Origin of the sequence: Roseateles sp. (genome assembly GCF_047654805.1) — a bacterium.
GTDB lineage: Bacteria > Pseudomonadota > Gammaproteobacteria > Burkholderiales > Burkholderiaceae_C > Pelomonas.
This window is the reverse complement of sequence record NZ_JASGIV010000001.1, coordinates 4,525,574-4,551,886: the sequence shown is the minus strand read 5'-3', so window position 1 is coordinate 4,551,886 and position 26,313 is coordinate 4,525,574. Positions and strand designations below refer to the sequence as shown.

22 protein-coding genes and 2 pseudogenes are annotated in these 26,313 nt (G+C 65.6%); 11 read left to right on the top strand and 13 right to left on the bottom strand.

The genetic code is table 11. The features are described 5' to 3' along the window. The first annotated feature begins 10 nt into the window (after window positions 1–10). Window positions 11–1,129 carry a trypsin-like serine protease gene (locus QM732_RS20455; protein WP_415657934.1) on the top strand — a complete coding sequence of 373 codons (1,119 nt, stop codon included), beginning with the start codon at window positions 11–13 and terminating at the stop codon, window positions 1,127–1,129. Between the two features lie 85 nt (window positions 1,130–1,214). On the opposite strand, the gene QM732_RS20450 is transcribed toward QM732_RS20455, so the two are convergent. After that, window positions 1,215–1,691, bottom strand: coding sequence for an Lrp/AsnC family transcriptional regulator (locus QM732_RS20450; protein ID WP_415657933.1), 477 nt, complete (start codon window positions 1,689–1,691; stop codon window positions 1,215–1,217). A gap of 128 nt (window positions 1,692–1,819) precedes the next feature. Here QM732_RS20450 and glmS point away from each other — a divergent pair, with 128 nt between their 5' ends. Continuing rightward, complete coding sequence (gene glmS, locus QM732_RS20445; RefSeq protein WP_415657932.1) at window positions 1,820–3,679, top strand: glutamine--fructose-6-phosphate transaminase (isomerizing); 1,860 nt, start codon at window positions 1,820–1,822, stop codon at window positions 3,677–3,679. A 613-nt stretch (window positions 3,680–4,292) separates the two neighbouring features. Here the strand turns inward: glmS and QM732_RS20440 are convergent. Both QM732_RS20440 and udk read right to left on the bottom strand, forming a co-directional pair. Beyond that, window positions 4,293–5,276 carry an IS110 family transposase gene (locus QM732_RS20440; RefSeq protein ID WP_415657931.1) on the bottom strand — a complete coding sequence of 328 codons (984 nt, stop codon included), beginning with the start codon at window positions 5,274–5,276 and terminating at the stop codon, window positions 4,293–4,295. Between the two features lie 820 nt (window positions 5,277–6,096). Then, window positions 6,097–6,737, bottom strand: a pseudogene (udk, locus tag QM732_RS20435) (uridine kinase). A 405-nt stretch (window positions 6,738–7,142) separates the two neighbouring features. On the opposite strand from udk, the gene QM732_RS20430 reads away from it, so the two are divergent. Continuing rightward, on the top strand, window positions 7,143–8,126 hold the full coding sequence (locus QM732_RS20430; protein ID WP_415657930.1) for a DUF1028 domain-containing protein: 984 nt from the start codon (window positions 7,143–7,145) through the stop codon (window positions 8,124–8,126). 72 nt (window positions 8,127–8,198) lie between these two features. Here QM732_RS20430 and QM732_RS20425 read toward each other — a convergent pair whose 3' ends face one another. Both QM732_RS20425 and QM732_RS20420 read right to left on the bottom strand, forming a co-directional pair. Next, a complete protein-coding gene (locus tag QM732_RS20425; RefSeq protein ID WP_415657929.1) occupies window positions 8,199–8,888 on the bottom strand; it encodes a DJ-1/PfpI family protein in 690 nt (229 codons plus the stop codon). Window positions 8,889–9,186: 298 nt separating this feature from the next. After that, window positions 9,187–9,378, bottom strand: a pseudogene (locus QM732_RS20420) (LysR family transcriptional regulator); the annotation flags it as partial. 693 nt (window positions 9,379–10,071) lie between these two features. Here QM732_RS20420 and QM732_RS20415 point away from each other — a divergent pair. Beyond that, window positions 10,072–10,515, top strand: coding sequence for a PaaI family thioesterase (locus tag QM732_RS20415; protein ID WP_415657928.1), 444 nt, complete (start codon window positions 10,072–10,074; stop codon window positions 10,513–10,515). A 14-nt stretch (window positions 10,516–10,529) separates the two neighbouring features. On the opposite strand, the gene QM732_RS20410 is transcribed toward QM732_RS20415, so the two are convergent. Then, window positions 10,530–11,456 carry a helix-turn-helix domain-containing protein gene (locus QM732_RS20410; protein ID WP_415657927.1) on the bottom strand — a complete coding sequence of 309 codons (927 nt, stop codon included), beginning with the start codon at window positions 11,454–11,456 and terminating at the stop codon, window positions 10,530–10,532. A gap of 246 nt (window positions 11,457–11,702) precedes the next feature. Between QM732_RS20410 and QM732_RS20405 the strand changes: the two genes are divergently transcribed. The 4 genes from QM732_RS20405 to QM732_RS20390 all read left to right on the top strand — a co-directional run bounded on the left by QM732_RS20405 (window position 11,703) and on the right by QM732_RS20390 (window position 14,430). Next, a complete protein-coding gene (locus QM732_RS20405) occupies window positions 11,703–12,482 on the top strand; it encodes a hypothetical protein (RefSeq protein WP_415657926.1) in 780 nt (259 codons plus the stop codon). Between the two features lie 95 nt (window positions 12,483–12,577). Further along, the gene (locus QM732_RS20400) at window positions 12,578–13,162 is read left to right on the top strand and encodes a PEP-CTERM sorting domain-containing protein (protein ID WP_415657925.1); all 585 of its coding nucleotides are present in this window, start codon (window positions 12,578–12,580) and stop codon (window positions 13,160–13,162) included. After that, entirely contained in the window at window positions 13,159–13,584 is a 426-nt protein-coding gene (locus tag QM732_RS20395; protein ID WP_415657924.1) for a globin family protein, read from the top strand. Before QM732_RS20400 ends, QM732_RS20395 begins: the two co-directional genes overlap by 4 nt. A 60-nt stretch (window positions 13,585–13,644) precedes the next feature. Further along, a complete protein-coding gene (locus QM732_RS20390) occupies window positions 13,645–14,430 on the top strand; it encodes a carbon-nitrogen hydrolase family protein (protein WP_415657923.1) in 786 nt (261 codons plus the stop codon). A 51-nt stretch (window positions 14,431–14,481) separates the two neighbouring features. Here QM732_RS20390 and QM732_RS20385 read toward each other — a convergent pair whose 3' ends face one another. Continuing rightward, the gene (locus tag QM732_RS20385) at window positions 14,482–15,864 is read right to left on the bottom strand and encodes an ATP-binding protein (protein ID WP_415659422.1); all 1,383 of its coding nucleotides are present in this window, start codon (window positions 15,862–15,864) and stop codon (window positions 14,482–14,484) included. Window positions 15,865–16,318: 454 nt separating this feature from the next. Between QM732_RS20385 and QM732_RS20380 the strand changes: the two genes are divergently transcribed. Beyond that, the gene (locus tag QM732_RS20380; protein WP_415657922.1) at window positions 16,319–17,092 is read left to right on the top strand and encodes a class I SAM-dependent methyltransferase; all 774 of its coding nucleotides are present in this window, start codon (window positions 16,319–16,321) and stop codon (window positions 17,090–17,092) included. Between the two features lie 48 nt (window positions 17,093–17,140). Here QM732_RS20380 and QM732_RS20375 read toward each other — a convergent pair whose 3' ends face one another. Together QM732_RS20375 and QM732_RS20370 are read right to left on the bottom strand one after the other, a co-directional pair. Beyond that, entirely contained in the window at window positions 17,141–17,920 is a 780-nt protein-coding gene (locus tag QM732_RS20375; protein WP_415657921.1) for an IS110 family transposase, read from the bottom strand. A 647-nt stretch (window positions 17,921–18,567) separates the two neighbouring features. Next, a complete protein-coding gene (locus QM732_RS20370) occupies window positions 18,568–19,656 on the bottom strand; it encodes a hypothetical protein (protein WP_415657920.1) in 1,089 nt (362 codons plus the stop codon). A gap of 113 nt (window positions 19,657–19,769) precedes the next feature. On the opposite strand from QM732_RS20370, the gene QM732_RS20365 reads away from it, so the two are divergent. Continuing rightward, window positions 19,770–20,498 (top strand): MerR family transcriptional regulator, encoded by a 729-nt coding sequence (locus tag QM732_RS20365; RefSeq protein WP_415657919.1) that lies wholly within the window; start codon window positions 19,770–19,772, stop codon window positions 20,496–20,498. 143 nt (window positions 20,499–20,641) lie between these two features. Here the strand turns inward: QM732_RS20365 and QM732_RS20360 are convergent, their stop codons facing one another. Further along, window positions 20,642–22,093 (bottom strand): aldehyde dehydrogenase family protein, encoded by a 1,452-nt coding sequence (locus QM732_RS20360; RefSeq protein WP_415657918.1) that lies wholly within the window; start codon window positions 22,091–22,093, stop codon window positions 20,642–20,644. A 256-nt stretch (window positions 22,094–22,349) separates the two neighbouring features. Here QM732_RS20360 and QM732_RS20355 point away from each other — a divergent pair, with 256 nt between their 5' ends. After that, entirely contained in the window at window positions 22,350–23,612 is a 1,263-nt protein-coding gene (locus QM732_RS20355) for a GDSL-type esterase/lipase family protein (protein ID WP_415657917.1), read from the top strand. Here QM732_RS20355 and QM732_RS20350 read toward each other — a convergent pair. Genes QM732_RS20350 through QM732_RS20340 form a run of 3 tightly spaced genes read right to left on the bottom strand, consistent with a single transcriptional unit; the run spans window position 23,599 to window position 26,186 of the window. After that, window positions 23,599–24,309, bottom strand: a complete 711-nt coding sequence (locus tag QM732_RS20350; RefSeq protein WP_415657916.1) for a ribonuclease activity regulator RraA — start codon at window positions 24,307–24,309, stop codon at window positions 23,599–23,601. The two genes, QM732_RS20355 and QM732_RS20350, sit on opposite strands and share 14 nt — an antisense overlap. 12 nt (window positions 24,310–24,321) lie before the next feature. Then, window positions 24,322–26,055 (bottom strand): L-arabinonate dehydratase, encoded by a 1,734-nt coding sequence (gene araD / locus QM732_RS20345; RefSeq protein WP_415657915.1) that lies wholly within the window; start codon window positions 26,053–26,055, stop codon window positions 24,322–24,324. Next, on the bottom strand, window positions 26,052–26,186 hold the full coding sequence (locus QM732_RS20340; RefSeq protein WP_415657914.1) for a hypothetical protein: 135 nt from the start codon (window positions 26,184–26,186) through the stop codon (window positions 26,052–26,054). Before QM732_RS20340 ends, araD begins: the two co-directional genes overlap by 4 nt. Between the last annotated feature and the right edge of the window lie 127 nt (window positions 26,187–26,313).

The following is a 26,313-nucleotide window of genomic DNA, read 5'->3' as shown; positions in this document are numbered from 1 at the left end:
GCAGCCGCCCATGCAGCACCTTCACCGCTTCGGCATCCTCGTCGCATCCCTGGCCTTGGCTCACGCCGCCCATGCGGCCGGCACGGTCGAACTGCCCAACACCCCCGACACCGGCAACACCAGCGCCCCGTCCAACTGGCGCTTCGCGCCCGGCCAGGTCTTCAACGGTGTTGCGGGAGCGCTGGATGGCGTGGCCAGGCTGTCGTTCACGGCCAAGAGCGACGGCCTCAGCTATGCCTGCTCGGGTTCGCTGCTGGCCGGTGGCGCCTATGTGCTGACGGCGGCCCATTGCGCCGATGACTTCACGTCGATGAAGGTTGACTTCGGCTGGTACGGGGGCGTCGCCCAACTGGGCTCGCGCACGGTCGCAACCACCGATGTCTGGGTCAACCCGAACTGGACGGGCGATCTGGACACCGGCGCCGACATCGCGATCATCAAGCTCAGCGCGCCGATGACCAACATCGCCGGCTACAAGATCAGCACGACCAACGACGTGGGCAAGAAGCATCTGGTGGCGGGTTACGGCTCGACCCAGCAGGCCGACGTGAATGCCGACACCAACTGGAACGACCGCAACTACGGTCACTATGGCTACAACACCTTCGACGTGCTGAGCGTCGACTTCAACACCACCATCTACGCCAGCGATCCGGTCTACGGCCAGGCCTCGTACTACCGCTTCGGTGCGACGTACATGGTCGACTTCGACCGCCCCGGCAATGCCAACTACAACGTGCTGCAGCGCGCGGCCACCAAGTACGGCGGCAACTGGACCAGCGACGCGGGCTGGGGTGCTGACGAGGCCTTGATCGCCGGCGGCGATTCGGGCGGAGGCGACTTCGTCTGGAACGGTACCGAGTGGATTCTGTCCGGCGTGCATTCCTGGGGTTGGAACAACCCCTGCGCCTCGGTGTCCAGCGGCGGCCTGGGCCTGTCGGGCTGCACCGGGCTGAACAGCAACCCGTCCAGCTATGGCGACCTGTCCGGCTCCACGGCGACTTTCTCCCACGTGGAATGGATCAACAGCATCGTCAACCCGGCGGCCGTGCCCGAGCCCGAGAGCTACGCGCTGATGCTGGTCGGGCTGGGCCTCGTCGCGGGCGTCGTCCGTCGCCGTCGCGCATGAGGGTCTGATGGCCTGAGGCCGTGCTGGACCCCTCGACGCAAGCGGCCTTCGGGCCGCTTTCTTGTTGGGCTTGCGCCCTGTGGCGTCAGCGGGCTTCTGGCAGGGTCAGCCGCGTGTCGAACTTGGCCCGCTTCACGCTGAAGAAGGCCTTGATGTTGCGCACGTTGGCTTCTTGGGTCAGCAGGCGCTGGGTGAGGGCGTGATAGGCGGGCATGTCGGCCACCTGCACGACGAGGACAAAGTCCGGCCCCGGCGAGACGCGCCAGCACTGCTGCACGGCCTTCTCCTGCACGGCGCGGGCTTCGAAGGCGTCCAGGTGCTCGGCACCCTGGCGGTCCAGCGTGATCTCCAGCAGCGCGGACAGGCCGGCACCCAGCTTGTCGGCCGACAGGATGGCCACGCGGCGCTCGATGACTGCGGCGTCGACGAGACGCTTTACCCGCCGCAGGCAGGTGGCCGGCGACACGGCCACCCGGGCGGCCAGGTCCTGGTTGCTCAATGAGGCGTCGGCCTGCAGGGCATCCAGCAATCGCAGATCGATGGCATCGAATTCTTCATCCATGGCTCTAATGTGAAAGCAAATTTCAACTCGAATGATGGGGGAAATTTTCCATCACGATGACATGAAATTTGCACGCATATGCCATGCTGGCTTGCCTAGGATGCGCCACCCCTCAACGGAGAGCATCCATGTGCGGCATCGTCGGCGCGGTCAGTCAGCGCAACATCGTTCCCATCCTCGTCGAAGGCCTGAAGCGCCTCGAGTACCGCGGCTATGACTCCTGCGGAGTGGCCGTGCACCAGGACGGCGGCCTGCGACGCGCCCGCAGCACCTCGCGCGTGGCGGAGCTGCAGTCGCAGGCCGATCAGGACGGCATCTCCGCCGGCACCGGCATCGCCCACACCCGCTGGGCCACCCATGGCGCGCCGGCGGTGCACAACGCCCATCCGCACTTCTCGGCCGGCCCGAATGCAGGCGCCGACAGCATCGGCCGCATCGCACTGGTTCACAACGGCATCATCGAGAACCACGACGAACTGCGCGCAGAGCTGAAGGCGCGCGGCTACGTCTTCGCCAGCCAGACCGACACCGAGGTCATCGCCCACCTGATCGACCACCTCTACGACGGCGATCTTCTGGATGCCGTGCAGCAGGCCCTGCCGCGCCTGAAGGGCGCCTACGCGGTGGCGGTGTTCTGCCGTGACGAGCCGCATCGCGTCGTGGCCGCGCGAGAGGGCTCGCCACTGGTGCTGGGTGTCGGCGAGGGCGAGAACTTCGTCGCTTCCGACGCCATGGCGCTGGCCGGTGTGACCGACCAGATCGTCTATCTGGAGGAGGGCGACGTCGTCGACCTGCAGTTGGGCCGCTACCGGATCAGTCGCCAGGACACGACCACCGGCCGCTATGGTGCCGTGCAGCGCGAGGTCAAGACCGTTCACGCCCACAGCGGCGCGGCCGAGCTGGGCCCCTATCGCCACTACATGCAAAAGGAGATTTTCGAGCAGCCGGTGGCCATCGCCAACACGCTGGACGCGGTGGCCGGCATCAGCCCGGAGCTGTTCGGCGACGGCGCCTACCGCGTCTTCAAGGAGATCGACAACGTCCTCATCCTGGCCTGTGGCACAAGCTACTACTCCGGCTCGACGGCCAAGTACTGGCTCGAGAGCATCGCCAAGATCCCGACCAGCGTCGAGATCGCCAGCGAATACCGCTATCGCGACAGCGTCCCCAATCCGCGCACGCTGGTCGTGACCATCAGCCAGAGCGGCGAGACGGCGGACACCATCGCTGCTCTCAAGCACGCCCGTTCTCTGGGCATGAAGCACACGCTGACCATCTGCAACGTGTCCACCAGCGCCATGGTGCGTGAGTGCGAGCTGGCCTACATCACCCGTGCCGGTGCCGAGATCGGCGTGGCCTCCACCAAGGCATTCACCACCCAGCTCGTCGGACTTTTCCTGCTGACGCTGGCCCTGGCGCAGACGCGCGGCCAGCTCAGCGAGACCGACGAGGCCGCTCACCTGAAGGCGCTGCGCCACCTGCCCGTCGCCGTGCAGGCCGTGCTGGCGCTGGAGCCCCAGGTCATCGCCTGGAGCGAGGAGTTCGCGCGCAAGGAGAACGCGCTCTTCCTGGGGCGCGGGCTGCATTACCCGATCGCGCTGGAAGGCGCGCTCAAGCTGAAGGAGATCAGCTACATCCACGCCGAGGCCTACCCGGCGGGTGAGCTCAAGCATGGCCCGCTGGCGCTGGTGACGGCCGAGATGCCGGTGGTGACCGTGGCGCCCAATGACGCGCTGCTGGAGAAGCTCAAGAGCAACATGCAGGAAGTGCGCGCGCGTGGCGGCCAACTCTACGTCTTCGCCGACGGCGACACGGCCATCGAGAGCGAGGCCGGCCTGCATGTCATCCGTATGCCGGAGCACTATGGCGCGCTGTCACCGATCCTGCACGTGGTGCCGCTGCAGCTGCTGGCCTATCACACGGCCTGCGCGCGGGGGACGGACGTCGACAAGCCGCGCAACCTGGCCAAGTCGGTCACCGTGGAGTGAACCTGTTGTTCCGTGCAGATAGTGACTCCAACAAATAATGTCCGTCGGACTTAAATAGAGTCCGTCGGGCATATTCCGCATTGCGAGAGTCGGGGTCCGCCGGGCAGACGCCTCACGTGGCGGCGCTGGAGGTTCTTCCTAACGAATTCTTGAATTTTTCAACAAATTCTTGAAACGGAGCCCATCCGCCGACGGCATAAAACACAAGCAGCGGAGGAGCTGTCAGTGGCCTGTTTGCGCGCACCTGTGAGTCTGCCGGCTGTTGGACATAGCGACCACCTATGTCTCAACTACCGTGCCCTTGGCCCCAGCGCTGCGAGCATCCGGCGATCCCGCGTGCTGCGACCAAGACCCTAGCTCGGAATCTCGTTGACTAGAGGCCCTTCGGCGCCTAGCGCAGAAAACCTGTAGAACTTCGCTGAGGCGCCCATGTGACGGAACTTCTGACGTGCTAACTGCAGAAGCTTCTCGTCGCACGTAGAGATCACGAACTGTCGGTCGCCTTCCGATGAGCTCTGGAGCCCCGAGATCAAGTCCAGCAACGCGTACGTGTTCAGGTCATCAAAATGCGTCACGGGGTCGTCCATCATGATGGACGAGAAGCCTGACCAGGTCACACCGCCCAAGCCATGCGCGCGTTCTTGGCCGCGATGGCGACCACGGCGCGCCAGTAGCCGCGTCTCTCGGCCAGGGCCACGGCCCAGCGGCTGATGGCGTCGGTCTTGTTCTTGGCCGCCGCGAGCAGCGCCTTGGCGCCCAGCACCAGCAGGCTGCGCAGGTACGCGTCGCCGGCCTTGGTGATGCGCCCGAGCCGGGTCTTGCCGCCGGAGCTGTACTGGCCTGGCGTCAGGCCCAGCCAGGCTGCGAACTGACGACCGCAATCGAAGTCGTGCCCGTTGCCGATCATGGCCAAGAGACAGGTGGCGGTGGTCGGGCCTACGCCGCCCAGCTGCATCAGCCGCCGGGCGCGCTCATCGTCCTTGGCCACGGCCTGGATGTGGGCGTCGTACTGCGCGATGCGCTCCTCCAGTCGGGTGACCTCGCTGAGCAGGTCGCCGATGACGGTGTTGGCGTAGCCGGGCAAGTCTTCCAAGCACTCGCAGGCCCGTCGGCGCACGGTGGCGGCCTTGAGCGGCAGCACGACACCGAACTCGCTGAGCAGGCCGCGGATGCGGTTGAGCGTGGCGGTGCGCTGCTCGACAAACCCCTGGCGGGCGCGGTGCACCATCAGGCGCGACTGCTGCTCGACGTCTTTGATGGGCACGAAGCGCATGTGCGGGCGCTGGACGGCCTCGCAGATGGCGGCGGCGTCGGCCGCGTCGTTCTTGCCGCGCTTGCCCGTCATGCGGTAGGGCGTGACGAACTTCGGGGCGATCAAGCGCACGGTGTGGCCTGAGGCCCGAAACAGGCGCGCCCAGTGGTGCGCGCCGGAGCAGGCCTCCATGCCGATCATGCAGGGCGGCAGGCTGGCGATGAGTTCATGCAGCTTGTCGCGTGGCACGGCTGGGCGGATCAACTCGGCCTTGCCTGCCTCGTTGACCCCATGCAGGGCAAACACGTTCTTGGCGATATCGATACCCACGCACAGAATGGCCATGACTTCCCCTTCCGAATGAGTTGATGAGAAACCGCACCTCCCATCGTGGCACCTGGTTGCCGTTTGCCGCAACGCGGCTAGTTCGGGACGGGGAAGTCCCTTTCATTCGTTAAAGCGCATGCGTGCCCAAACCGTAGTCCTCCGAGACGGAACCCGTGCCTCCATGTACCAAGCCGAGTCCGGCGATTGGGCATGCCCTGTCTGCGGCAGCGTCGAATTGAAGCAAGCGCCGTACCTTGACGACGGTGCGTCGTCCTTCGAAATGTGTAGTTGCGGCTTCGAGTTTGGGTTTGACGATGACCCTGGGGCTTCTGCAACTGCTTTGAGCGCCGTTCAAGAGAATTGGCTGCAGTGGCGAACCCGCTTTCTCTCCCGTTTCCGTTCGCATCCTGGAGCCTTGGCTCAGGTTGTTGGTCGCCTACGAGCGATCGGCGTTCACGTTGAGGGCGGAAATGCGCTTTAACCCTTTGGTCAAGCGGACCTGCGCCAGCTTCGCTGGCTGGTCCGCTTACCGCGAACGTTGAACGGCCGCTTCCGGGCGGCGAGTTCGGCACGGCGAAAGACCGCACCCGCCGCAGAGTCGCCGTCTACCGAGAAGGGACGTGGACCGGGCCCTCAGCATCTGCCTCTCACCGATCAAGACCCTGCCGTCACTTCGGTCGGCAGCGCGCAGAGCGGCTGGTTCGAAGGCTCTGGTCTGAACTGGGCTTCGGTGGCTCACCCCCGCCGGAGGCTGATTTTCAACTGGCCTAGGACCCTGGGTTGGCAAAGGCGCCAAAACGGCGCCCTCTGGGACGCAGAAGCGACGGGCGCCTGGAGCTCAGTCCTGCTCGTGATCCTGCAACAAGCTCTTCACCTTGGTGGTGGTGATGTCCACTGCCGGACCATTGGCACCATGCGGCAGGATCACGTCGGCGTTGCGCTTGGTCGGCTCAATGAACTGCTTGTGCATGGGGCGCACGGTTTCCAGATACTGGTTCACCACAGACTCGGTGCTGCGGCCACGCTCCGAGATGTCGCGCTGCAGCCGACGGATGAACCGCACGTCCGAGGCCGTGTCCACATAGATCTTCAGCGACATCATGTTGCGCAGCGGGGTGTCGTACAGGGCGAACAGGCCCTCGACCACGATCACCGCGCGGGTTTCACGGCAATGGTCTGGCCGGAGCGGTTGTCGGTCGAGAAGTCATACACCGGCATCGCGATCGCCTCTCCCTTGCGCAGCGCGGCCAAGTGCTGTGCCATCAGCGGCCAGTCAAATGCATCTGGATGATCGTAGTTCTGCTTGCGCCGGTCCTCTGGCGGCATGTGGGACTGGTCTCGGTAGTAGTCGTCCTGCATCACCACCGCCACCTTCTCTGGCCCGATTGCGGCCAGCACCTGGCGCGTCACCGTCGATTTGCCGCTCCCGCTGCCCCCCGCGACACCGATGACGAAAGGCTTGTGAGAGGTTTTGGGCATGAGGGTGCAGTGCTGGTTCGGGAGATGCCAGCGAATTTACAAGCTGGCGAGTAGATCTTGAGCGGTCTCGGGTGGCGCTTCAGGCTGCGAGCGGCCGTCGGCTCGGCTGTCTAGACGTGATGTCTCGATAGGTTGCTCACCCGATCTAGTCGTAGGCCGGACCAGATTGCCTTGAAGTGCGTGTGCCGCCGCCGGCAAGAAAGAAACAGAATCGGGGGACCCACAAGATTCCCTGCATCAGCTAGCCTATTGATCAGCGTTTCTCTAGGGCAGCCGCGCAGCACTGGTTGACCGACCAGCAAGAAGGGCGATTCAGCCCAGGTGCAGTCAAGGGTGACTTTCAGCTTGCATCCCGACCGGTGCACCAATCAGCGATGCAATATCGCGTAGGTCAGGGAGTTTCCAATGAAGATGTGGATCGGCGTCACGGTGCTGGTCGGTTTCATGGCGATGGCCGCGCCTGCGTCGGCGACGTTCTCGATCGTCGCGTGCGACGCGCAGGGCAGTTGCGGCGCTGCCGTGGCGACGCACAACCTCGCCGTGGGAGCCACCGTCATTCATGCGCAGGCCCGCGTGGGCGCCATCGCATCCCAGTTCGAGACCCATCCACGGCATGGGCTGCGAGGCTTGGCGCTACTTGCGGCGGGTCGAACCGCCTCCGCCACCATCGACGTCCTGCTGTCTGAGGACGGCAATTTCGATGGCCAGGACCAGCACTGGCGCCAGATAGCCGTTGTTGGCACCAGTGGCGATGGTGCAGCCTTCACGGGCCGGCAAGCAGGCGCCTCAATCTGGGCCGGCTCGACCAGCGGGCCCGGCCTGAGCGTGCAGGGCAATGGTTTGGTAGGAGAAGAAGTCACCGCCGCGATGCGAGAGACGTTTCTGCGTGTGCGCGGAGCGCTAGCCGAGCGCCTGATGGCCGCTCTCGAAGCTGGCCAGAACGCAGGAGGTCAGAAGATCGGCACGATGTCTGCGGCGCTGCTGGTGCGAACGCCTGAAGGGGAATGGAATGACGTGGACTTGCGCGTTGACGCCGCCTCAGACCCAGTGCTAGCACTGCGCCGGCTCCTGAATCTACGCCGAGCCCATGACGCCGTGTTGTTGGCTGAGCGTCAACAGCGAAGGGGCAAATTCCCTGAAGCTCGAGCGGCTGTCGCGGAGGCGATGCGACTCGCCGGGGATTGGGACCGGGTCTTGCGTCGCATTGCGCGGCTCAGCATGGCCATGGACGACAAGGAGTTGGCGCTGCGGGCATTGACTGCATTCACCCAACTCAATCCCGCCTGGGCATCTACGGAAACGCGCGATGAGATCTACCGACCGCTGTTTTTGATGCCAGCATTCCAGGCGCTTCCAACCAGCGTGGCCAGCCCTGCAAGAGGCGGATAGCGCGCAACCAATAGGCGTTCACGTTGCGTGACCTCCTGTCCTTTGCGCATCAACTGGCGGTACTCGGGGGCACTAGCGGCGGATCAGCCGCAACATTTCCTCTGCGACCCATAGCGATCCGCGCGCAAAGCTACCAGTGACCAAGCGATGCTGCGGGTCGCTCACGAGCGTCAAGGTGGGGTCATTCGCTGAGTCCCTAGTACAGACCACGAGATCAGCCTGGCGCTCGCGCAGCACGTCTTCCATGTCGAAAGGAAGTAGTCGGCCGAAGTCCGATAGATTCATCCAGGCCTTCTCCGCCCATGTCGGGAAGCACGTCATGCGTTTGCGCGCGACAAGGTGGTCCCCATTGGACAGTCGGACGTTGACGAGGCTGGCTGTGCCATGCCCAGCGGAGCCGACCACCCCGCGACGTTCATGGATGGCCGCCGTGACGGCGGCGATGCGCGTGTCCTGCACGACATCCCAGAACTGACCGTGGCCGCCCGGAAAGTAGATGCCATCGTACGCCGTGGGATCAATCTGTGCAGCAGACAAGGTGTGCTGGGTCGCCTCGATGTAGGCCGCACTGCTCTGCGTTCCCAGGCTCTCGCTGGACGGCTTGCCCGCGTGATAGATGGCCGCCTTACCACCGCGCGGCGTGGCAACGTCCATGGCGACGCCTTGGGACGCGAAGTACCGGAATGGCAGCACGATCTCCATCACATAGGTGCCGCTGACATGGGGGCCGACCTTGTCGACATTCGTACAGACAAGCAGCACTTTGGGTTGCTTGCCTGAGGCTGCAGCGGCGGTCCTCGGGCTGCTCAGCAAAGCCGCTGAAGTTGATGTGGCCGCGACAAGCCAATGACGACGAGTGGAACAACCCGCGCCGGGCTGCGCGATAGGATCAGATGGAGCGTTCACGTTGATTCTGGTGGGTGGGAGACGAAAGGGGACTGCCGCTATGGCAAGGCACCATGGGGAAGGGCAGCGTGCATGTTTGCAGGCTCGCGTTCCAGCGAGCACTGCATTTGCGACGGACCCGGGTCTCGTGGACATGAACTACCCATTCGACCTCTTCGGCTGCTCGCGTCAGTAACGTGCTGCGGCTGGTGCGGATGAACAACTGCTCGCCCAAGCCCTGTTCCAGTTCCAGTTCCTTGATGGTGCGTGACAGCGGCGACGGCTCGATGTGCAGGAGCTCGGCGGCGCGGGCGAAATGGAGTTCTTCGGCGACGGCAAGGAAACAACGCAAATGGCGGAGTTCCATAGGGGCACTCCGTCTCAGCGCGAATCAAACGAATTGACCTCCGCGATTGCCGGAGCGATTCATGCTTTCTTTGATGAAGTCAGATCAAATACTAGTCTTCCAGGGTGCGGCACGTCTCGGCGTAAAGGGAAGTGCATCTACTTAGAAAGGGAAGTTCACCCGTCTGGCGATCCGTCAGATGGTCAAAGACCACCGCGTGGTGATCGGTATTGGCGGACGCTGCGCGTAGCGAGACGACCTCTTCGTGGCGCGGCCTGTGGCGCGCGATCAAGCAACGCCTAGCACGACCACCATGCCTAGCCTTGTGTGCTATCGAGTGTCTTCGACCATCGACGAGATTACTCCGGCGCGCAGTCCGGCAGCATCAGCCTGATGAACGTGGCGGTGGGCCAGCTCGATCAGCTGACGCAGCAGAACGCCGCGCTCGTCGAGAAGACCACTGCGGCCGTCGAGAGTCTCAAGAGCTAGACGCGGCGATTGCCGGATGACGTTCCCGTCTTCAGACTTGCCGCTTGAAAGAGCGACGGTCCACCAAGGCAGGCCCAGTGCTTGTCAAGTCTCTACTTCGGCCATCTTTATGCGCTGGCGCTTCCCGCAATGGCTTACGCCAGTTCGTCAACTGACCAGACGGTACGTTTCCCAGTCACTACAGTGGTTACCTTCACAACCCGACTTGAATGAAGAGGCTCTCCGTTGAACCCAACTGCTCTATCCGGCCTTGAGCTTCTGCAGGCCGCCATCGACGGCAAGCTGCCTCGCGCATCGATGTCCGAAACCATGGGCATGACGGGAATGACCGCCGAAAAGGGGCGCGTCACCATCCGCGCCCGTGCCGACGGACGACATCTGAATCCGCTGGGCGGCGTACATGGCGGCTTTGCCGCGACCATTCTGGACTCGGCAACTGCCTGCGCCGTGCACACGATGCTGGACGCCGGCGTCAGCTATGGCACCGTGGACCTGAACGTCAAGATGTTGCGTCCCGTGCCTCAGGGCGATGAACTCGTGGCTGAAGCCGAGGCAATACACGTCTCGCGCTCACTGGGCACGGCCGAAGGGCGACTGCGCGACAGCAGCGGCCGACTCCTCGCCACCGCCTCGGCGACCTGCCTGCTGAAGTGCGTGGCCCCGGGCTGATGACAGGGCCAGCGCTACGCGCCGCTGACTGATCGCTGCTCTGACGGCGTCATGCCGTAGTGCTTGCGGTAGGCGCGGTTGAAGGTTCGGATGTCGCCGAACCCTACATCGAGCGCAATGTCCAGGATGCGGCGCCGACCTTGCCGCGGATCGAGCAGCAGCGCCCGCGCCCGTGCCAGGCGCTGATGAAGTACGAACGTGGAGAACGTGTAGCCCTCGTTCTCGAACAGCATGTGCAGGTAGCGCGAGGACACGCCCAGCCGCGCGGCGATGAACCCCGCTGACAACCCGGCAGAGTCCAGATGTGCCAGTGCCTGCGCCTTGGCCTGCGCCAAACGCGCGGCGCGCACGCCGCCGCGATCAGCCTGTTGCTGCGCCTCGCTGCCCGCCCCCAGCCCCAGTGCCGCCAGTTCCACCAGGTGCCGCCCCACAGCATCGCTCACACCCACCGGCAATGCCGGCAGCAGAAACAGGCTCGACGCATAGCTTTGCAGTAGTTGGAGCGCCGGCAAATGCCCCGGCAACGAGCCCACGAGTCGGTCGTCCAGGCCCGACAGCAGTGGTGCCAGCGCCTGCCGCGACAACTGCAGTGTCAGCAGGTCGTTGCGCAGCCGGGGCATAACGAAGCTGACCGGCCGGTCTAGTGAGGTCAGGATCACGTCACCCGGTGCGACCTGGACCTCGGGTGCACCGGCTTCGCGTACCAGTACGCCGTGACGCGCGAAGGACAGGAACACATCCGAATTGCCATCCGATCGCATCGCGGCGGTGCGCTGTCCGGTCATTGCACTGACGGCGCCGGTTGCTACGGACACCCCCGGCAGCACGAAGGCCCGAGCCTCTATATGCACCGGGGCTTGTTCGACCGGCTCAATCTCCAGGCGCTGGACGATGCGGCCATAGAACTCACGGACGATGTCGTCACGATCGTCGTCAGGCAATCCGGCGGTGGTGATTTGGACCTGTTGTGATTCCATACAAAGTTACGGGAGCCGAACGCGTTTCGGGAGGCTCGGCCTGACGATCTTCTCATGACCTCGCGCCTGGGAGCCGGTACGGCCGAGTTCTTACCAAGCTCTAACCGTGCCTTGACGACTTCGCCGAGCGATCCGCGCAGACTGCCGATCTGCAGCACGAGATCCAGACGTGTCTCGCGCCATCGAAAACCCCCACAGATTCACCGCACCATGAACTTCCTCCCTCTCCACGTGGGCCTGGCGCTCGCGCTGGCCTGTGGCCTCGCCAATGGCCAGACCGTCATTGATCAGAACCGCGCGCTCGCGGGCAGCATCACGCCCGGCGATGCGCCGGGCTTCCCCATCCGGCTCAGCCTTCCGGGCAGCTACAAGCTGACCGGCAACTTGGTGGTTGGCACGCTCAACACCAACGCCATCGAACTGGCGGCCGATGGCATCACGCTCGACCTGAATGGCTACACGATCAGCGGGCCCATCAGTTGCACCGGCGGCAGCGTCAGCGCCGTCAACTGCTCTGCCAGCAGCGGCCTCGGCCGCGGCATCACGAACATCGCCCCCGGCGTCGGCGAGAGTGAAGGTGCCGTCGTGAGAAACGGCACCGTGCGCGGTTTCTTCGACAGCGGCATCGGACTGGGCGCGTATTCGCGCATCGAGAACGTCACCGCAGCGCGCAACGCCCGCTCCGGGCTCAGGGCCGGCCTCGGCTCGGTCATCGTGAACAGCGTTACCTCGTACAACGGTGGCGTCGGCATCTACGCCATCGGCAGCGTTGTGACCGGCAGTACATCCAATGGCAACGGGGATGACGGCTTCACGCTTTCTGCCGGTAGCGTGGTCAGCGGCAGCGTCAGCCGCGGCAACGCCGGTGCTGGCGTCAGAAGCGACAGCCACAGCGGCGTCGGTACGTCGGTCCTCAGCGGCAACACCCAAGGCCCCTTCATGGGCGCAGGCAGCCTGGGCACCAACCGCTGCAACGGCGTCGCCTGCTGATGCGCCCGACGTCTTTCCACACTGTCCGGCGGGCTCTGACCCAACTTGCAGTCGTAGGGTGTGCGCTGGCGCCACCGGTATCGGCTGCGCCCGTGGTGTACGGCTTTTCCGGCGTCGTGGACTATGACGAGGCCGGGCGCGGCTACCAGAACTTCTCCGGCAGCTTCACCTTCGACAGCGATACGCAGGACCCTATAGCTGACGGCAGTTCCGGCGCCTATGCTCACATCGGCCCCCCTTGGGGCATGAGTCTGGTGTTCGATAGCGGCGACACACTGGTCATCAGCGACAGCTTTACGGTGCTGGTCAGCCACGCGCTGGCCGGTACCGACCAGTGGGGTCTGTTGGCCCTGGACGCCGAGCAGGGCATAAGCCTGACGCTCTACGACTTCACCGCCAGCGTGCTGGGCGGCGATGCGCTGCCTCTGCGCGACGGTGGCTACACCATGGCCGATTTCGGTTGGTCGGACATGCGCTGGGACAGCGGCGCGGGCGCGCTGATGGGCCGGCTGGAGTCGTTGTCGTGCGTCGCCGGGTGCAGCGCCCTACCACCAGCTGCCGTGCCCGAGCCCGGTGGGCTGGCGCTCGTTGCCACAGGTCTGGGCGCCCTCCTGTGGCGAATGCGGCGCCGGCCCACCGATACCGGTCGCGCACACCCGCCGGGCCTGCAGACGGCATGACTCCCCAACAAATCGCACAGGTGCGTGGCAGCTTCGCTGCGGTCGAGCCGATCTGCCCACAGATCGGCGCGCTGTTCTACGACAAGCTGTTCGAGCGCGACCCGACGGTTGCTGCGCTGTTCCGCTCGGACATGTCCACGCAGGCGCGGCGGCTGATGGAGATGATTGCCCAGGCCGTGCAACTGCTGGACAGCCCGGAGCAATTGGACACGGTGCTGGGCGAACTGGGGCAGCGCCATCTGGGCTATGGCGTCAGAGCAGCCCACTACCCTGTCGTCGGCGGCGCGTTGTTGGACACACTGGCGGCCAGCTTCGGTGGTGCTTTCACGCCGGAGCTTCGCTCGGCCTGGGTGGCGCTGTACGAACACGTCAGCTGCGCCATGCTCGCCGGCGCGACGCGATCCAACATTGGCTCGCCGTAGTGCGCGTGACGGCACGCCACCCCGAATCCCCGTACTCCGACAACCGCCACTTCCATCCCCATGCGCATTACCGTCTGCGAGATTCCCGATGAGGCTTCTCCTGGCGGTGCGGTCTGGCGCGATTTGTGCGAGCACCTGCGCGCCGCTCGGCCCGATTTACTGCTGCTTCCCGAGTTCGCGTTCCTGCCTGCTGTCTGGGAGCAGCCTGTCGCGAATGCTGCGCTGTGGCAAACCGCGCTGCAGCGCTTTCAGGCGCTGATCGCCGCATTGCCGCAACTGGCTTGCAGTTGGGTCGTCGGCGCCGGTCCAGCCACTGTGTCCGGCCAACGATTCAATCAGGGCTTTGCTTGGTCGGCCGCCACTGGCTTGCGGCGACTGAGAAGCAAAGCCTACCTGCCAAATGAAGAAGGTAGCTGGGAGGCCAACTGGTTCCAACCTGGACCGAGGCGGTTCCCACCGTTTTGCGCAGGCGACCTGCGCTTCGGGCTCAACGTATGCACCGAACTGTGGGCACTCGACAGCGTTTGTCGCTATCCGTCGCACATGGTGCATGCGGTGCTCACTCCTCGGGCTACCGGCGCCGCCAGCACCGAACGCTGGGTCGGTCTTGCCCAGGCTGTGGCGACACGAACAGGAGCGTACAGCGCGTCGTCAAACCGCTGGCACCCGGATGGGCGCTGCGGCGGCGTTGGTTGGCTCATCGATCCCGATGGCCGCGAACTCGTGCGCACGTCGGCTCACGAGCCCTTCGTCACCGTGAAAATCGACCTGTCCGCCTGTACGGCGGCAAGGGCACGGTACCCGCGCTACGTCTTTGCCTCCCCGATCCGGGGGCAGGAAGCGTGAGTCTGCCTCTCTGTCGCGGCGCTATGGGGTTGGTGGCAGGTGGCGACAGCGTCATGCACTCTGTATGTACGGTGCCGATGTCACCGTCGTTTCTCGACCAGGCTTTGCGGGCCCGTTGCCCTCGATCCGTCCCAGCACGTAGTGGCGGACGCTGTCGAACAAGCGCAGCCGCAGCACGTCATCAGTGGGCTCGACGACCACCAGCGACCATTCGCACAGCGCTTCGATCAAGTCCAGGTGAGCTGGCTCTCCCGCCAACGCGCGCTCGGCCGCCTCCAGTGTGAAGGCACTTGGAAGGCGCGCGAGCACATGCAACGCGCTTTGCTCACGCGCTTCGAGCAAACCGTAGGTCCAGTCCAGCGCCGCAGACAAGGAGCGCTGGCGGGCAGCGACATCCCGGGCGCCCCTGGTCAGCAGCGAGAAGCGCTGATCCAGCCGCCGTCGTATCTCGGCCATGCCCAACAGCGGCACGCGCGCTGCCGCCAACTCTATGGCCAGCGGCACGCCGTCCAACGCGCGGCAGATGGCTGCAATGTCGCCATGTTCGGCAGCCGCCGGTTGGTAGCCTGGACAACATTGCCGCACTCGCTCGCAGAACAGGCGCGCCGCGGCGTAGCTTTGCGGCAGTGGCGCCGGATCGGCCACCTGCTGCGGTAGCGCCAGCGGTGCCAGCGGTAACACGCATTCGCCGCTGACGCGTAGCGGCGATTGGCTGGTGACCAGTAGCCGCAGCCCCGGACAGTGTCGCAACAGGTCCGGCACCAGGGCCGCCAACTCGTTGAGCCGGTGCTCAGCGTTGTCCAGCACCAGCAGTTGGTGTCGAGATTCCAGCGCTCGACACAGGTGTTGCTGCGATGTACCGGCATCAGGCCCCAGGCGAATAGCACGGGCAATGCACGTCGCCATGTTTTCGCCAGCTCGGCCGGCATCCAGCCTCACCAACCACGCGCCGTCGCGCTCGCGCCGGCCGGCGGCCACCGCCAGTGCGAGCTGAGTCTTGCCTACGCCTCCCAGCCCGCGCAGCGTGACGAGCCGATTCGCGTCCAGCAGCGCGTGCAAGCACGCTGCGTCGGCCTCGCGCCCTACCAACGCCGGCGTGCGCGGAAGGTTGCCGGCGACCGGCGACGCCGTGAACTCGGTAACTTCGGCCAAGAAGCGATAGCCACAGCGCGGTACGGTTTCAATGAAGTGAGGTGCCTTGGCGTCGTCGCCCAGGGCCGCGCGCGCGACGTTGACCGCCACCTTCAGCACGGCCTCGCCCACGTGCCGATGGCCCCAAACCTCGTCCAGCAGCGTGCCTTTGTCGACCACGGTTCCAGCCCGAGAAACCAGCAGAGCGAGAACGGAGAACGGTCGCCCGCTCAGCGCGACCCGCTCGCCATCGCGGCTCAAGCTGACCTGCGCAACATCCAGAACAAACGGGCCAAACGCCACCGCCGACGGCACGCAGCGGCTCCCGCTAGCAGCGCCGAGGCTTGCTTCGCATGCGTCGCCCCCACTTCGGAGCTTTGACGACAAACCACCACAACATCGCAGATCTCCCACTGTTCATGACAAGACGAATCGCCGGCAGCCACTGGCGCCTGCTGCTCCTCCTGCGATCTTGCCCACCAACGTCAGGCCTGTCTCGGCTGGCAGAGAAGTGAGATGGTCAATTTGGGAAACGTGTGGCTTAGATCTGAACGTGAGGACGAAGTGACAGACGAGCCGGGCAAATTCGAGTGCCAATTGGTGGCAGGACACAAGAGCGATGAATGCAGCGAAATAGCGAAGCAGCAAAGTCGCAGTTGGTGGATGCCACTCCTACAATGAAACCACTTTGACCTCCCGATCGGACCACCGCTGACGGACCGTTGGGCCTGACTCACGCACTGGAGGATGACTACCCATGGACCATCTGAGCCACAACCGCCGCGCATGGGACCGCGCTTCCACAAGCGGCTGTGTCTGGTCGGAGCCTGTTGATGCGGCCACGATCGCCCGCGCTCGTGCAGGCGACTGGCAAGTAGTGCTAACACCAAAGCTGCAGGTGCCGCGCAATTGGTTCGGCGATCTCCGCAACCGTGACGTGCTGTGTCTCGCTTCAGGCGGTGGGCAGCAGGCTCCCATCTTGGCGGCCGCAGGCGCGCGAGTAGTGAGCTTCGACCTATCGGACGAGCAACTCGCCAAGGATCACCAAGTCGCCGAGCGTGAAGGCCTTGCTTTGCAGTGCCTCCAGGGCGACATGGCGGACTTGAGCACATTGCGCGATGCGTCGTTCGACCTCGTATTTCATCCGGCCTCGAACGTTTTCGTGCCCGATATTGAACCGGTCTGGCGCGAGTGTCATCGCGTTCTGCGCCCGGGCGGTGAGCTGCTCGCTGGCTTCATGAACCCCATGGTCTTCCTGTTCGACCACGACGCCGCCGATGCAAGCGGCGAGTTGGTGGTGAAGTACTCGTTGCCGTATGCCGATGTCTCACAGCTCACGGCAGCGCAGTTGCAGAACAAGGTGCAGCGCGGCGACATGCTGGAGTATGGCCACTCGTTGGACGCGCAGATCGGAGGACAGCTCTCGGCCGGTTTCGTCATCGCCGGCTTCTACGAAGATCGCTGGTTCGACGACAGCTGGCGCCTGGCGAACCATGCGCCGGTGGCGATGGCAACACGGGCTAGACGCTGACAGTCGCTGTCGCTTGCTACTCATTCACGCGAGGGACCTCTCTGTCTTTCAACTTTCCAGGACACAACGCCTCCGCTCGCGCGGCGTCAGGCCGAACCAACTCGCGAAGTGCCGCGCGTCCTTGAAGTGCGTCACGTCGCCCGAGGTGACCGCCACCATCGCCGTGACCGTCAACAGCCCGATGCCGGGCACGCTCAGCAGCTGCGTGCAGGCCGGGCTGTGACGCGCGGCGTTGGCAAGCTCGCGCTCGACCTGCGCGATGCGCGCCTCCAGCAGACGCACCTCTTCGAGCAGCAGCTTGGCGCTGTCGCGGATCAGGCCGGGCATGGCCGTGTTCGGATCGGCCAGCACGCGGCCCAGCACCTCCAGCCCCATGCGGGCGCCCTGCGGGATCGCCAGCCCGAACTCGCGGCAGAAGCCACGCAGTGCATTGATGCGCGAGGTGCGCGTGCCAATCCACCGCGAGCGGATGCGGTGCAGCCCTGCAGCGCCTGCTGCTCCACCGACTTCACGCGCACCGGGCGCAGGTCGGAGGCGCCAACCGCCAGCGGCATCAGTGGCGTCGGTCTTGTTGCGCCGCACGTAGGCGCGCACGTACTGGGCGGGCAGCAGGCGTACCTCGATACCCAGCGAGTTCAGCCAGCGCGCCCATTGGTGGGCCGAGCCGCAGGCCTCCATGACGACCAGGCCAACCTCGCGGTGGAGGAACCAGCGCTCGAACTGCGAGCGCGTCAGGCGCTGCGTCTCGACAACGCGCCAGTGCTCATCGGCGACGGCGATCTGAAAAACACTCTTGGCCAGGTCCACGGCCACGGTCGTAGCATGCATGTCGGACTCCTCGTGTTTGTGAAACTGATCACCACGCCCATGGAAACCAGTGCCGCGATCTTGCGCGGCAAGCAAACGGGGGAGTCCATCCCATCAATCGAGAGGACGCTTGCCCGGCAAGCCGGTCAGCGCCTCTCATGTCAAACGTTGAACGACAGCTTTCGAGCGTCAAGTTCTGTAAAACGGAAGACCGCACCCGCTGCCGAGCCGCCGGTCGCAACATCACATCGGTCGGCTGCGATTCGCGTGCGTAGCGATCTGGCCTCCTCAGGGATGTCCGACGGACATTATTTGTAGACGTGCAACGGCGGCCGTTCGAATCAGAATCTCCGACGGACTTTCGAGGTGAACACGGATGTCGAAAAATCAACAACTTAAGAGTGGCGAGCCCGACGGACTTTATTTGTTGGAGTCATGACTCTGACTCCGACAAATAGAGTCCGTCGGAGATTTCTCGCAATGAGGGAGTCACAAGCCTCGGCCGGTGGATCGACGGTGCGGGCAAGCTTCGGTTTGCCGACTCGGAATCTACAGGGCTGTGGCTCACCGTGCCTCCTTGATCAGAGGGCGTCTCGGTCCCCTGATCCGAGATGAGCTCAAGCCGCAGGGCACGGAACGACCACGTCACCTGCAGCTCGGGTCATCTGCTAGGACGCCGACGCCGTCCCCGAAAGCAATGCTTCGATAGCGTCGCGTGGATAGGGGGCGCGCCTGTCTTCACTGTGCAGCTTGACGTAGAAGTCATTGATGCGCGTAGCGACCGGCGCATGGCGGTGAACGATCTCAGCCACGCTGGTAGGCATGCCGGGGACAAGTTCATGCATGGCTTGACCCTGTGCGGCGGCCCGAACCAATTCGAAACGACCGGGAACGTCATCTACCGCTGGCGCGAATGCTTTGACCAACCCATTGACCCATTTGGCCAGTGCGTAGCCGCGATCCAGGCTCGCGTTGTGGTGCAGGTAGCTCCGTTCGTCCAGAGAAAGCGCGAAGCGCGCGGATGTGGCTAGGCCGAGGTCGGCAAAGTACAGCCGCTGCCCGTCAGTCAAGATGTTCCCGAAGTGGGCATCACCGTGGAGCAAGCCCAACGAATTCATCATGGGAATGTCGATGGTCAGGCCGCGTTCGACCATCTCCAGGGCCGACGCCATCGGCCCCGGCGGCGCGTCAAGCTGGCGCTCCAGCCACGCGTTGAGTGTCCACGGCACGTGCTCCAAGAAGATCATGAGGCTGAACTTGGCATCGGCGAGCGCAACGAGGCGAGCTCGCATGGCGTCGGCGCCACCCCAATAGCTGGTCATGTGCTCAACGTCGGTACATTCGACAGGGCGCGGTGCGGCACCTGGTGAAGATGGGCCATCCAGCACCCGCCAGTGGTACATCAGGGGAAAGCTCTCCAGCTGCTCGGCTAACACCCAGCTCGTCGTCATGACGTTGGCAGCCAACTCGCGCCAGGCACCGAAACCCGCTGACCCAACGTTGCGCTGGCAATACGTCGGAAGCCCGAAGAGATTTGCCGTCGACATCTGGTGTGCAGGATGCAGCTCCAAATCGGTCAACCGCAGGCGTTTGGCGAACACCTGGTGTCCGGCGAGCGTAAAGGTCAGCGTGGTGCCGCCGATGCCCGACGCCAGTTGCTCGGCTTCATCCACCAGTTGAGTCAGCTGCTGGTTGCTGTGCAGGGCCAGCGCAGTCGAGAGTTGCGCGAATCGTGCAATGCGCTCATGGTGTGTCATTCAAGCGGTGCTGGGAGCTGGGGTGGAAGCGATCGCGCGCAGCCTAGCAGCATGAACTCTGACGCGCGCCAACGCCTTGACCCTGACGCGGCGTCAGGGTGCAACATTGAAGAATGGACTACACGATCGGCCAGTTGGCCAGGCTCAGCGGCGTCACTGTTCGCACGCTGCATCACTACGAGAAGCAAGGCCTCCTGGTACCTGCAGCTCGGTCAGCTTCCGGGTACCGACGCTACTCGAAGAGCGATGTACTCGTTCTGCACCGAATTCTGGCTTGCAGGCAGATGGGGGTCAGTCTCAAGGACATCGCCGTTTACCTTGAGCCCACTGGCCCGTCGCTGGGAGAGCTCCTGGCCAAGCAGGCTGCGAGAACCCGCGCGGACATCGTGCAGCTTCAAAGCCTGCTGTCAAAGATCGAGCGCTTGCTTTCGATCTCTTCGACCAACGACGAATCGAGCCTTCCTTCCGAACTACTTGACCTCATGACCGTCATGCAGTCCCTACAGCAACACTACACGTCCGATGAACTCAAGGAGCTCGTCGCCATTCGCGACTCGCTCACGCCGGAGGATCAGCAGGAGATGCGACGTACAGTCCGCAGCCTGCTGGAAGGCTTCGGCGCAGCTCAGGCAAAGAAGGCGGACCCACAAGATGCGCAAGTGCGGGCGCTGGCGAGGCAGTGGCTGGCACTCGGCGCGCTAGCGCCAGCCTCCCGCGAGGTCACTCAGAAAACACGCGCGCTCCTCGATACCAGCGATCAGGTGCAGCGCGCGACTGGCATCAGCCCCGGCCTGAAGGGCTACATTGACCAGGCCCTCGCCGCCGCGCGGGCGGCAAGGTAGGCGGCTGCGTGATAGCTGTACCTGCCGGCCTGTCGTACGGCCCATCATGCGGCCCATCACACGGCCTGTCGCATTCCCGTGGCGGGAGGTCGTGCGTCGACAAGCCGCACCTCGCCAGGTCGGTCATCGTGCAATGAGCACGTTCACGCCTGGGTGTAGGCCGTCTTGATGGTGGTGTAGAACTCGGCGGCGTTGCGGCCCTGCTCGCGGGGGCCGTAGCTGCTGCCCTTGCGGCCGCCGAAGGGCACGTGATAGTCCACGCCGGCCGTGGGCAGGTTCACCATCACCATGCCGGCCTGGGAGTGGCGCTTGAAGTGGGTGGCGTGCTTCAGCGAGGTCGTCGCGATGCCGGCGGCCAGGCCGAAGGGGGTGTCGTTGGAGAGTTGCAGGGCGTGCTCGTAGTCGCGCGCGCGGATGACGCTGACGACCGGCCCGAAGACCTCCTCGCGGTTGATGCGCATCTCGGGGGTCGTGTCGGTGATGAGGGCCGGCGTCAGGTAGAAGCCCGGCGCGCCGTCGGCGTTCTTCTCGATGCGCTCGCCGCCCTGGGCCAGCCGGCCGCCGTCGGCCTTGGCGATGCCGATGTAGTCCACGTCCTGGCCGAGCTGGCTGGCGTCGACGACGGGGCCGATGTCGGTGCCGGCCTTGCGGGCGTCATCGACCTTGAGGGCCTTCATCCTCTCGAGCATGGCGGCGATGAAGCGGTCGTGGATGCCGTCGGTGACGATGAGGCGGCTGGACGCCGTGCAGCGCTGGCCGGTGGAGAAGAAGCCGCTGTTGACGGCGGCATTCACCGCCAGGCCCAGGTCGGCGTCGTCGAGCACCACCATCGGGTTCTTGCCGCCCATCTCGAGCTGGAACTTGGCCATGCCGCCTTGAGGACGCCCGATGCAGGCGGCGGCCACCTTCTGGCCGGTGGCGACCGAGCCGGTGAAGCTGATGGCGGCCACGCGCGGGTCGTTCAGCAGCTTCTCGCCGACCACCGAGCCGCGGCCCATGACGAGGTTGAACACGCCGGCGGGCAGGCCCGAGCGGGAGAGGATCTCGGCCAGGGCCCAGGCGGAGCCGGGCACCAGGTCGGCGGGCTTGAAGACCACGCAGTTGCCCCAGGCCAGGGCGGGCGCGATCTTCCAGGCGGGGATCGCGATGGGGAAGTTCCAGGGCGTGATCAGGCCCACGACGCCGAGGGCCTCGCGGGTCACTTCCACGCCGACGCCGGGGCGCACCGAAGGCAGGCTCTCGCCGCCGGGTCGCAGCGCCTCGCCGGCGAAGAACTTGAAGATGTTGCCGGCGCGCTGGACCTCGCCGATGGCCTCGGGCAGGGTCTTGCCCTCCTCGCGGGCGAGGAGGTCGCCGAGTTCGGCGCGGCGGGCCAGGATCTCGGTGCCGACGGCGTCGAGGATGTCAAAGCGCTGCTGGGGCGTGGACAGGCTCCAGGCGGGGAAGGCGGCCGTGGCGGCCGCGATGGCCAGCTCGGCCTGGGCGGCATCGGCCTGCGCGTATTCGCCGATGACGTCGCGGGTGTCGGACGGGTTGATGTTGCGGGAGGCGGCGGCGCCGTCCAGCCAGTCGCCGGAGATGTAGTTCTTGAACACGTGTTGACTTTCGAGGACTGCGGGAGCCGTTGGCTCCCTTATGCAGAGGGGCGGTCCGTGCCGGGCACGATGTACCCGCCAGCATAGGTGCCGCCCGGGGTGCTGCTGCGCCCGGGACGGCGCGGCCTGGAAGGGTGACGCCGCTATTGTCGGCGACAATTTGGTTGCGCTATCATTTTGCGATTCGCCACGGACGGATCGCGACGCGATGAGTGCATGCATGGAGAGGGGCGGCCCGCGTCGCGGTGGCTGGTTGATGGCGGCAGTCCTGTTGCTGGCGGGCTGCGCCTCGGTGCCGCCAGGCTCGCAGGCCGATTGGGCGGCAGCCTGGAGCGGCGCCATGCTGGCGCAGCCGACGCCGGCCCCGAATGCCGGGGCCCAGCCGCTGCCGGCGGCGTGGCGGCAGCCCATGCGGGATGTGAGCCTGCGTCAGGTCGTGCGCGTCGCCGTCGCGGGCCAGGCTTTGCGAGTGCGCGTCAGCAACCTGTTCGGTGACGAACCGCTGGTCGTCGGTGCTGCCAGCGTCGCGCGTGTCGCGACGCTTGATCCGCAGCCGGAGCTGGCGACTGCCACGCTGGTGCCGTTGCGCTTTGCCGGCCGGCGCGAGGTGACGGTGCCGGCCCATGCCGAGGCCTGGAGCGATCCTGTCGCGCTGGCGCTGCCGGCGCTTGCCGACATGGCCGTGCAGATGCATTTGCAGGCCGGGCCGGCCCAGGCCAGCGTGCATCCGGGCTCGCGCATCCGCAGCTGGGCCATGGCGGGCAACCACGCCGACGCGGCGGACTGGTCGAAGGCCGTGGGCCAGGAGGGCTGGTGGCATCTGGAGGCCGTCGACGTGCGTGCGGCTGCGCCCTTGCCGGTGCTGGTCGCGACGGGCGACTCCATCACCGACGGCTATGGCGTGCCTTCGGGCAGCTACCAGCGCTGGACCGACGTGCTGTCGCGCCGCCTGTTGGCACAGGGGAGGGGAGCCGCGGTCGTCAACACCGGCATCGGTGGCGGCCGGTTACTGCGTGACGGCCTGGGCCCCAGCCTCGTGTCACGCTTCGAGCGTGACGTGCTGGCGCGTACGGGTGTAACGCACGCGGTCGTGCTGATCGGCGTCAACGACCTCGGTGTCAGCCACCGCGGCCGCGCGACGACCGCTGAGTCGCGCGCGCAGCTGCTCGTCGAGCTGAAGGCCGGCTTCGCCGACCTCGCGGCGCGCGCCCGCGCACGCGGCGTCTGCCTGATCGGCTCCACCGTCATGCCCTACTCGGGCAGCGGCTACTACGCCCCTCAGGCCGAGAACGAGGCCGATCGCCAGGCACTCAATGCATGGCTGCGCGAGCCCGGCCGCTTCGATGCGCTGGTGGACTTCGACACACTGATGCGCGACCCGGCCCGGCCGGCCTACCTGCGCGCCGACGTCGACAACGACGGACTGCATCCGTCGCTGGCGGGCTATCGCGTGATGGCCGAGGCCTTCCCGGTCGAGGTGCTCGACTGGCGCTGCGGGAAGCCGCTCAGCGCCCCTTGAGCTGGCGCCAGGCCGTGAAATCGGCGGCCACGTCGGGGTCGGTCGGCGGATAGAGGCCCAGCACGCTGCGGCCGCCCATCACCCGCTCCTGCACGTAGTCCTCGAAGACGGTCATCTCGACGGCCTCGTTCGCGATCTCGTCGGCCAGGTGCGCCGGGATGACGATGACGCCCTCGGCATCGCCAACGACGATGTCGCCCGGGAAGACCGGCGCGTCGCCGCAGCCGATGGGCTCGTTGATGGCGATGGCCTGGTGCAGCGTCAGGTTCGTGGGGGCGCTGGGGCGGCAGTGGTAGGCAGGGAAGGAGTACTTGGCGATGTCGGGGCTGTCGCGGAAGCCGCCGTCGGTGACGACGCCGGCCACGCCGCGCACCATCAGCCGCGCGACCAGGATGCCGCCGGCCGACGCGGCGCGCGCATCCTTGCGGCTGTCGATGACGAGCACCGCGCCCTTGGGGCACTCCTCCACGGCCTTGCGTTGCGGATGGGCTCGGTCCTTGAACACGCCGATGTCGTTCAGGTCCTCGCGCGCCGGGATGTAGCGCAGCGTGTAGGCCGGACCCACCATGTTGGGCAGTCCGGGGTTGAGCGGGCGCACGTCCTGGATGAACTGGTTCTTCAGGCCGCGCTTGAACAGGGCGGTGCACAGCGTCGCGGTGCTGACGCCCATCAGCTTGTTGCGGGTGTCGGGATTCATGTCCGTCGGGGCTCAGTAGATGACCGGTTCGGGCACCGGGGCGCCGAACTGGGTTTCGAGGAAGTCGAAGTCGCAGCCCTCGTGGGCCTGCAGGATGTGGCGGCCGAACATCCAGCCGTAGCCGCGCTCGTAGCGGGGCGGCGGGGGTGTCCATGCGGCCTTGCGTAAGGCCATTTCCTCATCGCTGACTTCGAGGTGGATGCTGCGCGCCGGTACGTCGACGGTGATGCGGTCGCCCGTCTTCACCAGGGCCAGCGGGCCGCCGACGAAGGCTTCGGGGCTGCAGTGCAGCAGGCAGCCGCCGTAGCTGGTGCCGCTCATGCGCGCGTCCGACAGGCGCAGCATGTCGGTCACGCCTTGCTTGAGAAGCTTGGTCGGGATGGGCAGCATGCCCCACTCCGGCATGCCGGCGCCTTTGGGGCCGGCGTTGCGCAGCACAAGGATGTCGTCGCCGGTCACGTCCAGGTCCGGGTCGTCCACGGCGGCCTTGAGGCTGGGGTAGTCGTCGAACACCAGCGCACGGCCGGTGTGGCGCAGCAGGTGCGGCGCTACCGCGCTTGGCTTGATGACGACGCCGTCGGGTGCCAGGTTGCCCCGCAGCACCGCCAGCGCGCCTTCGGCGTAGATGGGGTTGTGCAGCGGGCGGATGACGTCGTCATCGAAGACCTCGGCGCCTTCGATGTTCTGCGCGACGGCCTTGCCGTTGACGGTCCGCGCTCTCAGGTCCAGCTTGTCCCGCATGACGTTCATCAGGGCCGGCAGGCCGCCGGCGTAGAAGAAGTCTTCCATCAGGTAGCGGTCGCCGCTGGGCCGGATGTTGGCGATAACGCCTACATGCCGGCTGGCCGTGTCGAAGTCGTCCAGCGTGACGGCGAGTCCCGCGCGGCGGCTGATGGCCACGAGATGGATGATGGCGTTGGTGCTGCAGCCCATGGCCATCGCGACGGCGATGCCGTTGGCAAAGCTGCCCCTGGACAGCATTCGGGCCGGTGTCAGGTCCTCCCACACCATCTGCACGATGCGCCGGCCGCATTCGGCCGACATGCGGATGTGATTGGCATCCGGCGCCGGAATGCTGCTGGCGCCGGGCAGCGTGAAGCCGATCGCCTCGGCAATGCCCATCATCGTGGCGGCCGTGCCCATGGTCATGCAGGTGCCGTGGCTGCGGGCGATGCCGGCCTCCATCTCGGCCCAGGCCTGGTCGCTCAGCCGCCCCGCGCGGCGCTCGTCCCAGTACTTGAAGGCGTCGCTGCCCGAGCCCAGCACCTGGCCGCGCCAGTTGCCACGCAGCATGGGACCAGCAGGCAGGTAGATGCAGGGCAGTCCCATGCTGATGGCGCCCATCAGCAGGCCCGGCGTGGTCTTGTCGCAGCCGCCCATCAGCACGGCGCCGTCCACGGGGTGGCTGCGCAGCAGCTCCTCGGTCTCCATCGCGAGGAAGTTGCGGTAGAGCATGGAGGTGGGCTTGACCATGCTCTCGCTCAGGGAGATGGCCGGCAGCTCCAGCGGCCAGCCACCGGCTTGCAGGATGCCGCGCTTGACGTCTTCCACCCGCTGCTTGAAGTGGGTGTGGCACTGGTTGGCATCACTCCAGGTGTTGACGATGGCGATGACGGGCTTGCCGATGAAGTCCTCGGCCGCATAGCCCATCTGCAGCACCCGGCTGCGGTGCCCGAAGGAACGGAAGTCGTCCTTGGCGAACCAGCGCGCGCTGCGCAGGTCTTCGGGTTTCTTCGCGCGCGTCATGCCGGGTCTCGCGGCTGGGCCGGCCAGCCCGGTGCATCGTGCTGCCTGGCCGGGATGCGGGCATGGGCCGCCGCGGCGGCTGCGGCACAGGCTGTTCTGACCTGGGCCGCCGTGCTGTCGGTGAGCATCATGGGTGCAAATCCGATAGGGCGGTGGTTGATGTGAGCGCTATCATAAAGCTGCGACAGCCACCGGCGCTCAGCGTTTTCACCAGAACGATGCGGGCCGCACTTTCGCGGTTCATGCGTTCTCCATGCA

What these genes read in the sequence shown, in the direction of transcription:
- QM732_RS20430 (WP_415657930.1), top strand. Translation starts at nt 7,143, where the DNA reads ATGAAGATGTGGATCGGCGTCACGGTGCTGGTCGGTTTCATGGCGATG.
- araD (WP_415657915.1), bottom strand. Translation starts at nt 26,055, where the DNA reads ATGACGCGCGCGAAGAAACCCGAAGACCTGCGCAGCGCGCGCTGGTTC.
- QM732_RS20450 (WP_415657933.1), bottom strand. Translation starts at nt 1,691, where the DNA reads ATGGATGAAGAATTCGATGCCATCGATCTGCGATTGCTGGATGCCCTG.
- QM732_RS20455 (WP_415657934.1), top strand. Translation starts at nt 11, where the DNA reads ATGCAGCACCTTCACCGCTTCGGCATCCTCGTCGCATCCCTGGCCTTG.
- QM732_RS20340 (WP_415657914.1), bottom strand. Translation starts at nt 26,186, where the DNA reads ATGATGCTCACCGACAGCACGGCGGCCCAGGTCAGAACAGCCTGTGCC.
- QM732_RS20440 (WP_415657931.1), bottom strand. Translation starts at nt 5,276, where the DNA reads ATGGCCATTCTGTGCGTGGGTATCGATATCGCCAAGAACGTGTTTGCC.
- QM732_RS20375 (WP_415657921.1), bottom strand. Translation starts at nt 17,920, where the DNA reads ATGCATGCTACGACCGTGGCCGTGGACCTGGCCAAGAGTGTTTTTCAG.
- glmS (WP_415657932.1), top strand. Translation starts at nt 1,820, where the DNA reads ATGTGCGGCATCGTCGGCGCGGTCAGTCAGCGCAACATCGTTCCCATC.
- QM732_RS20355 (WP_415657917.1), top strand. Translation starts at nt 22,350, where the DNA reads ATGGCGGCAGTCCTGTTGCTGGCGGGCTGCGCCTCGGTGCCGCCAGGC.
- QM732_RS20380 (WP_415657922.1), top strand. Translation starts at nt 16,319, where the DNA reads ATGGACCATCTGAGCCACAACCGCCGCGCATGGGACCGCGCTTCCACA.
- QM732_RS20395 (WP_415657924.1), top strand. Translation starts at nt 13,159, where the DNA reads ATGACTCCCCAACAAATCGCACAGGTGCGTGGCAGCTTCGCTGCGGTC.
- QM732_RS20350 (WP_415657916.1), bottom strand. Translation starts at nt 24,309, where the DNA reads ATGAATCCCGACACCCGCAACAAGCTGATGGGCGTCAGCACCGCGACG.
- QM732_RS20390 (WP_415657923.1), top strand. Translation starts at nt 13,645, where the DNA reads ATGCGCATTACCGTCTGCGAGATTCCCGATGAGGCTTCTCCTGGCGGT.
- QM732_RS20370 (WP_415657920.1), bottom strand. Translation starts at nt 19,656, where the DNA reads ATGACACACCATGAGCGCATTGCACGATTCGCGCAACTCTCGACTGCG.
- QM732_RS20405 (WP_415657926.1), top strand. Translation starts at nt 11,703, where the DNA reads ATGAACTTCCTCCCTCTCCACGTGGGCCTGGCGCTCGCGCTGGCCTGT.
- QM732_RS20365 (WP_415657919.1), top strand. Translation starts at nt 19,770, where the DNA reads ATGGACTACACGATCGGCCAGTTGGCCAGGCTCAGCGGCGTCACTGTT.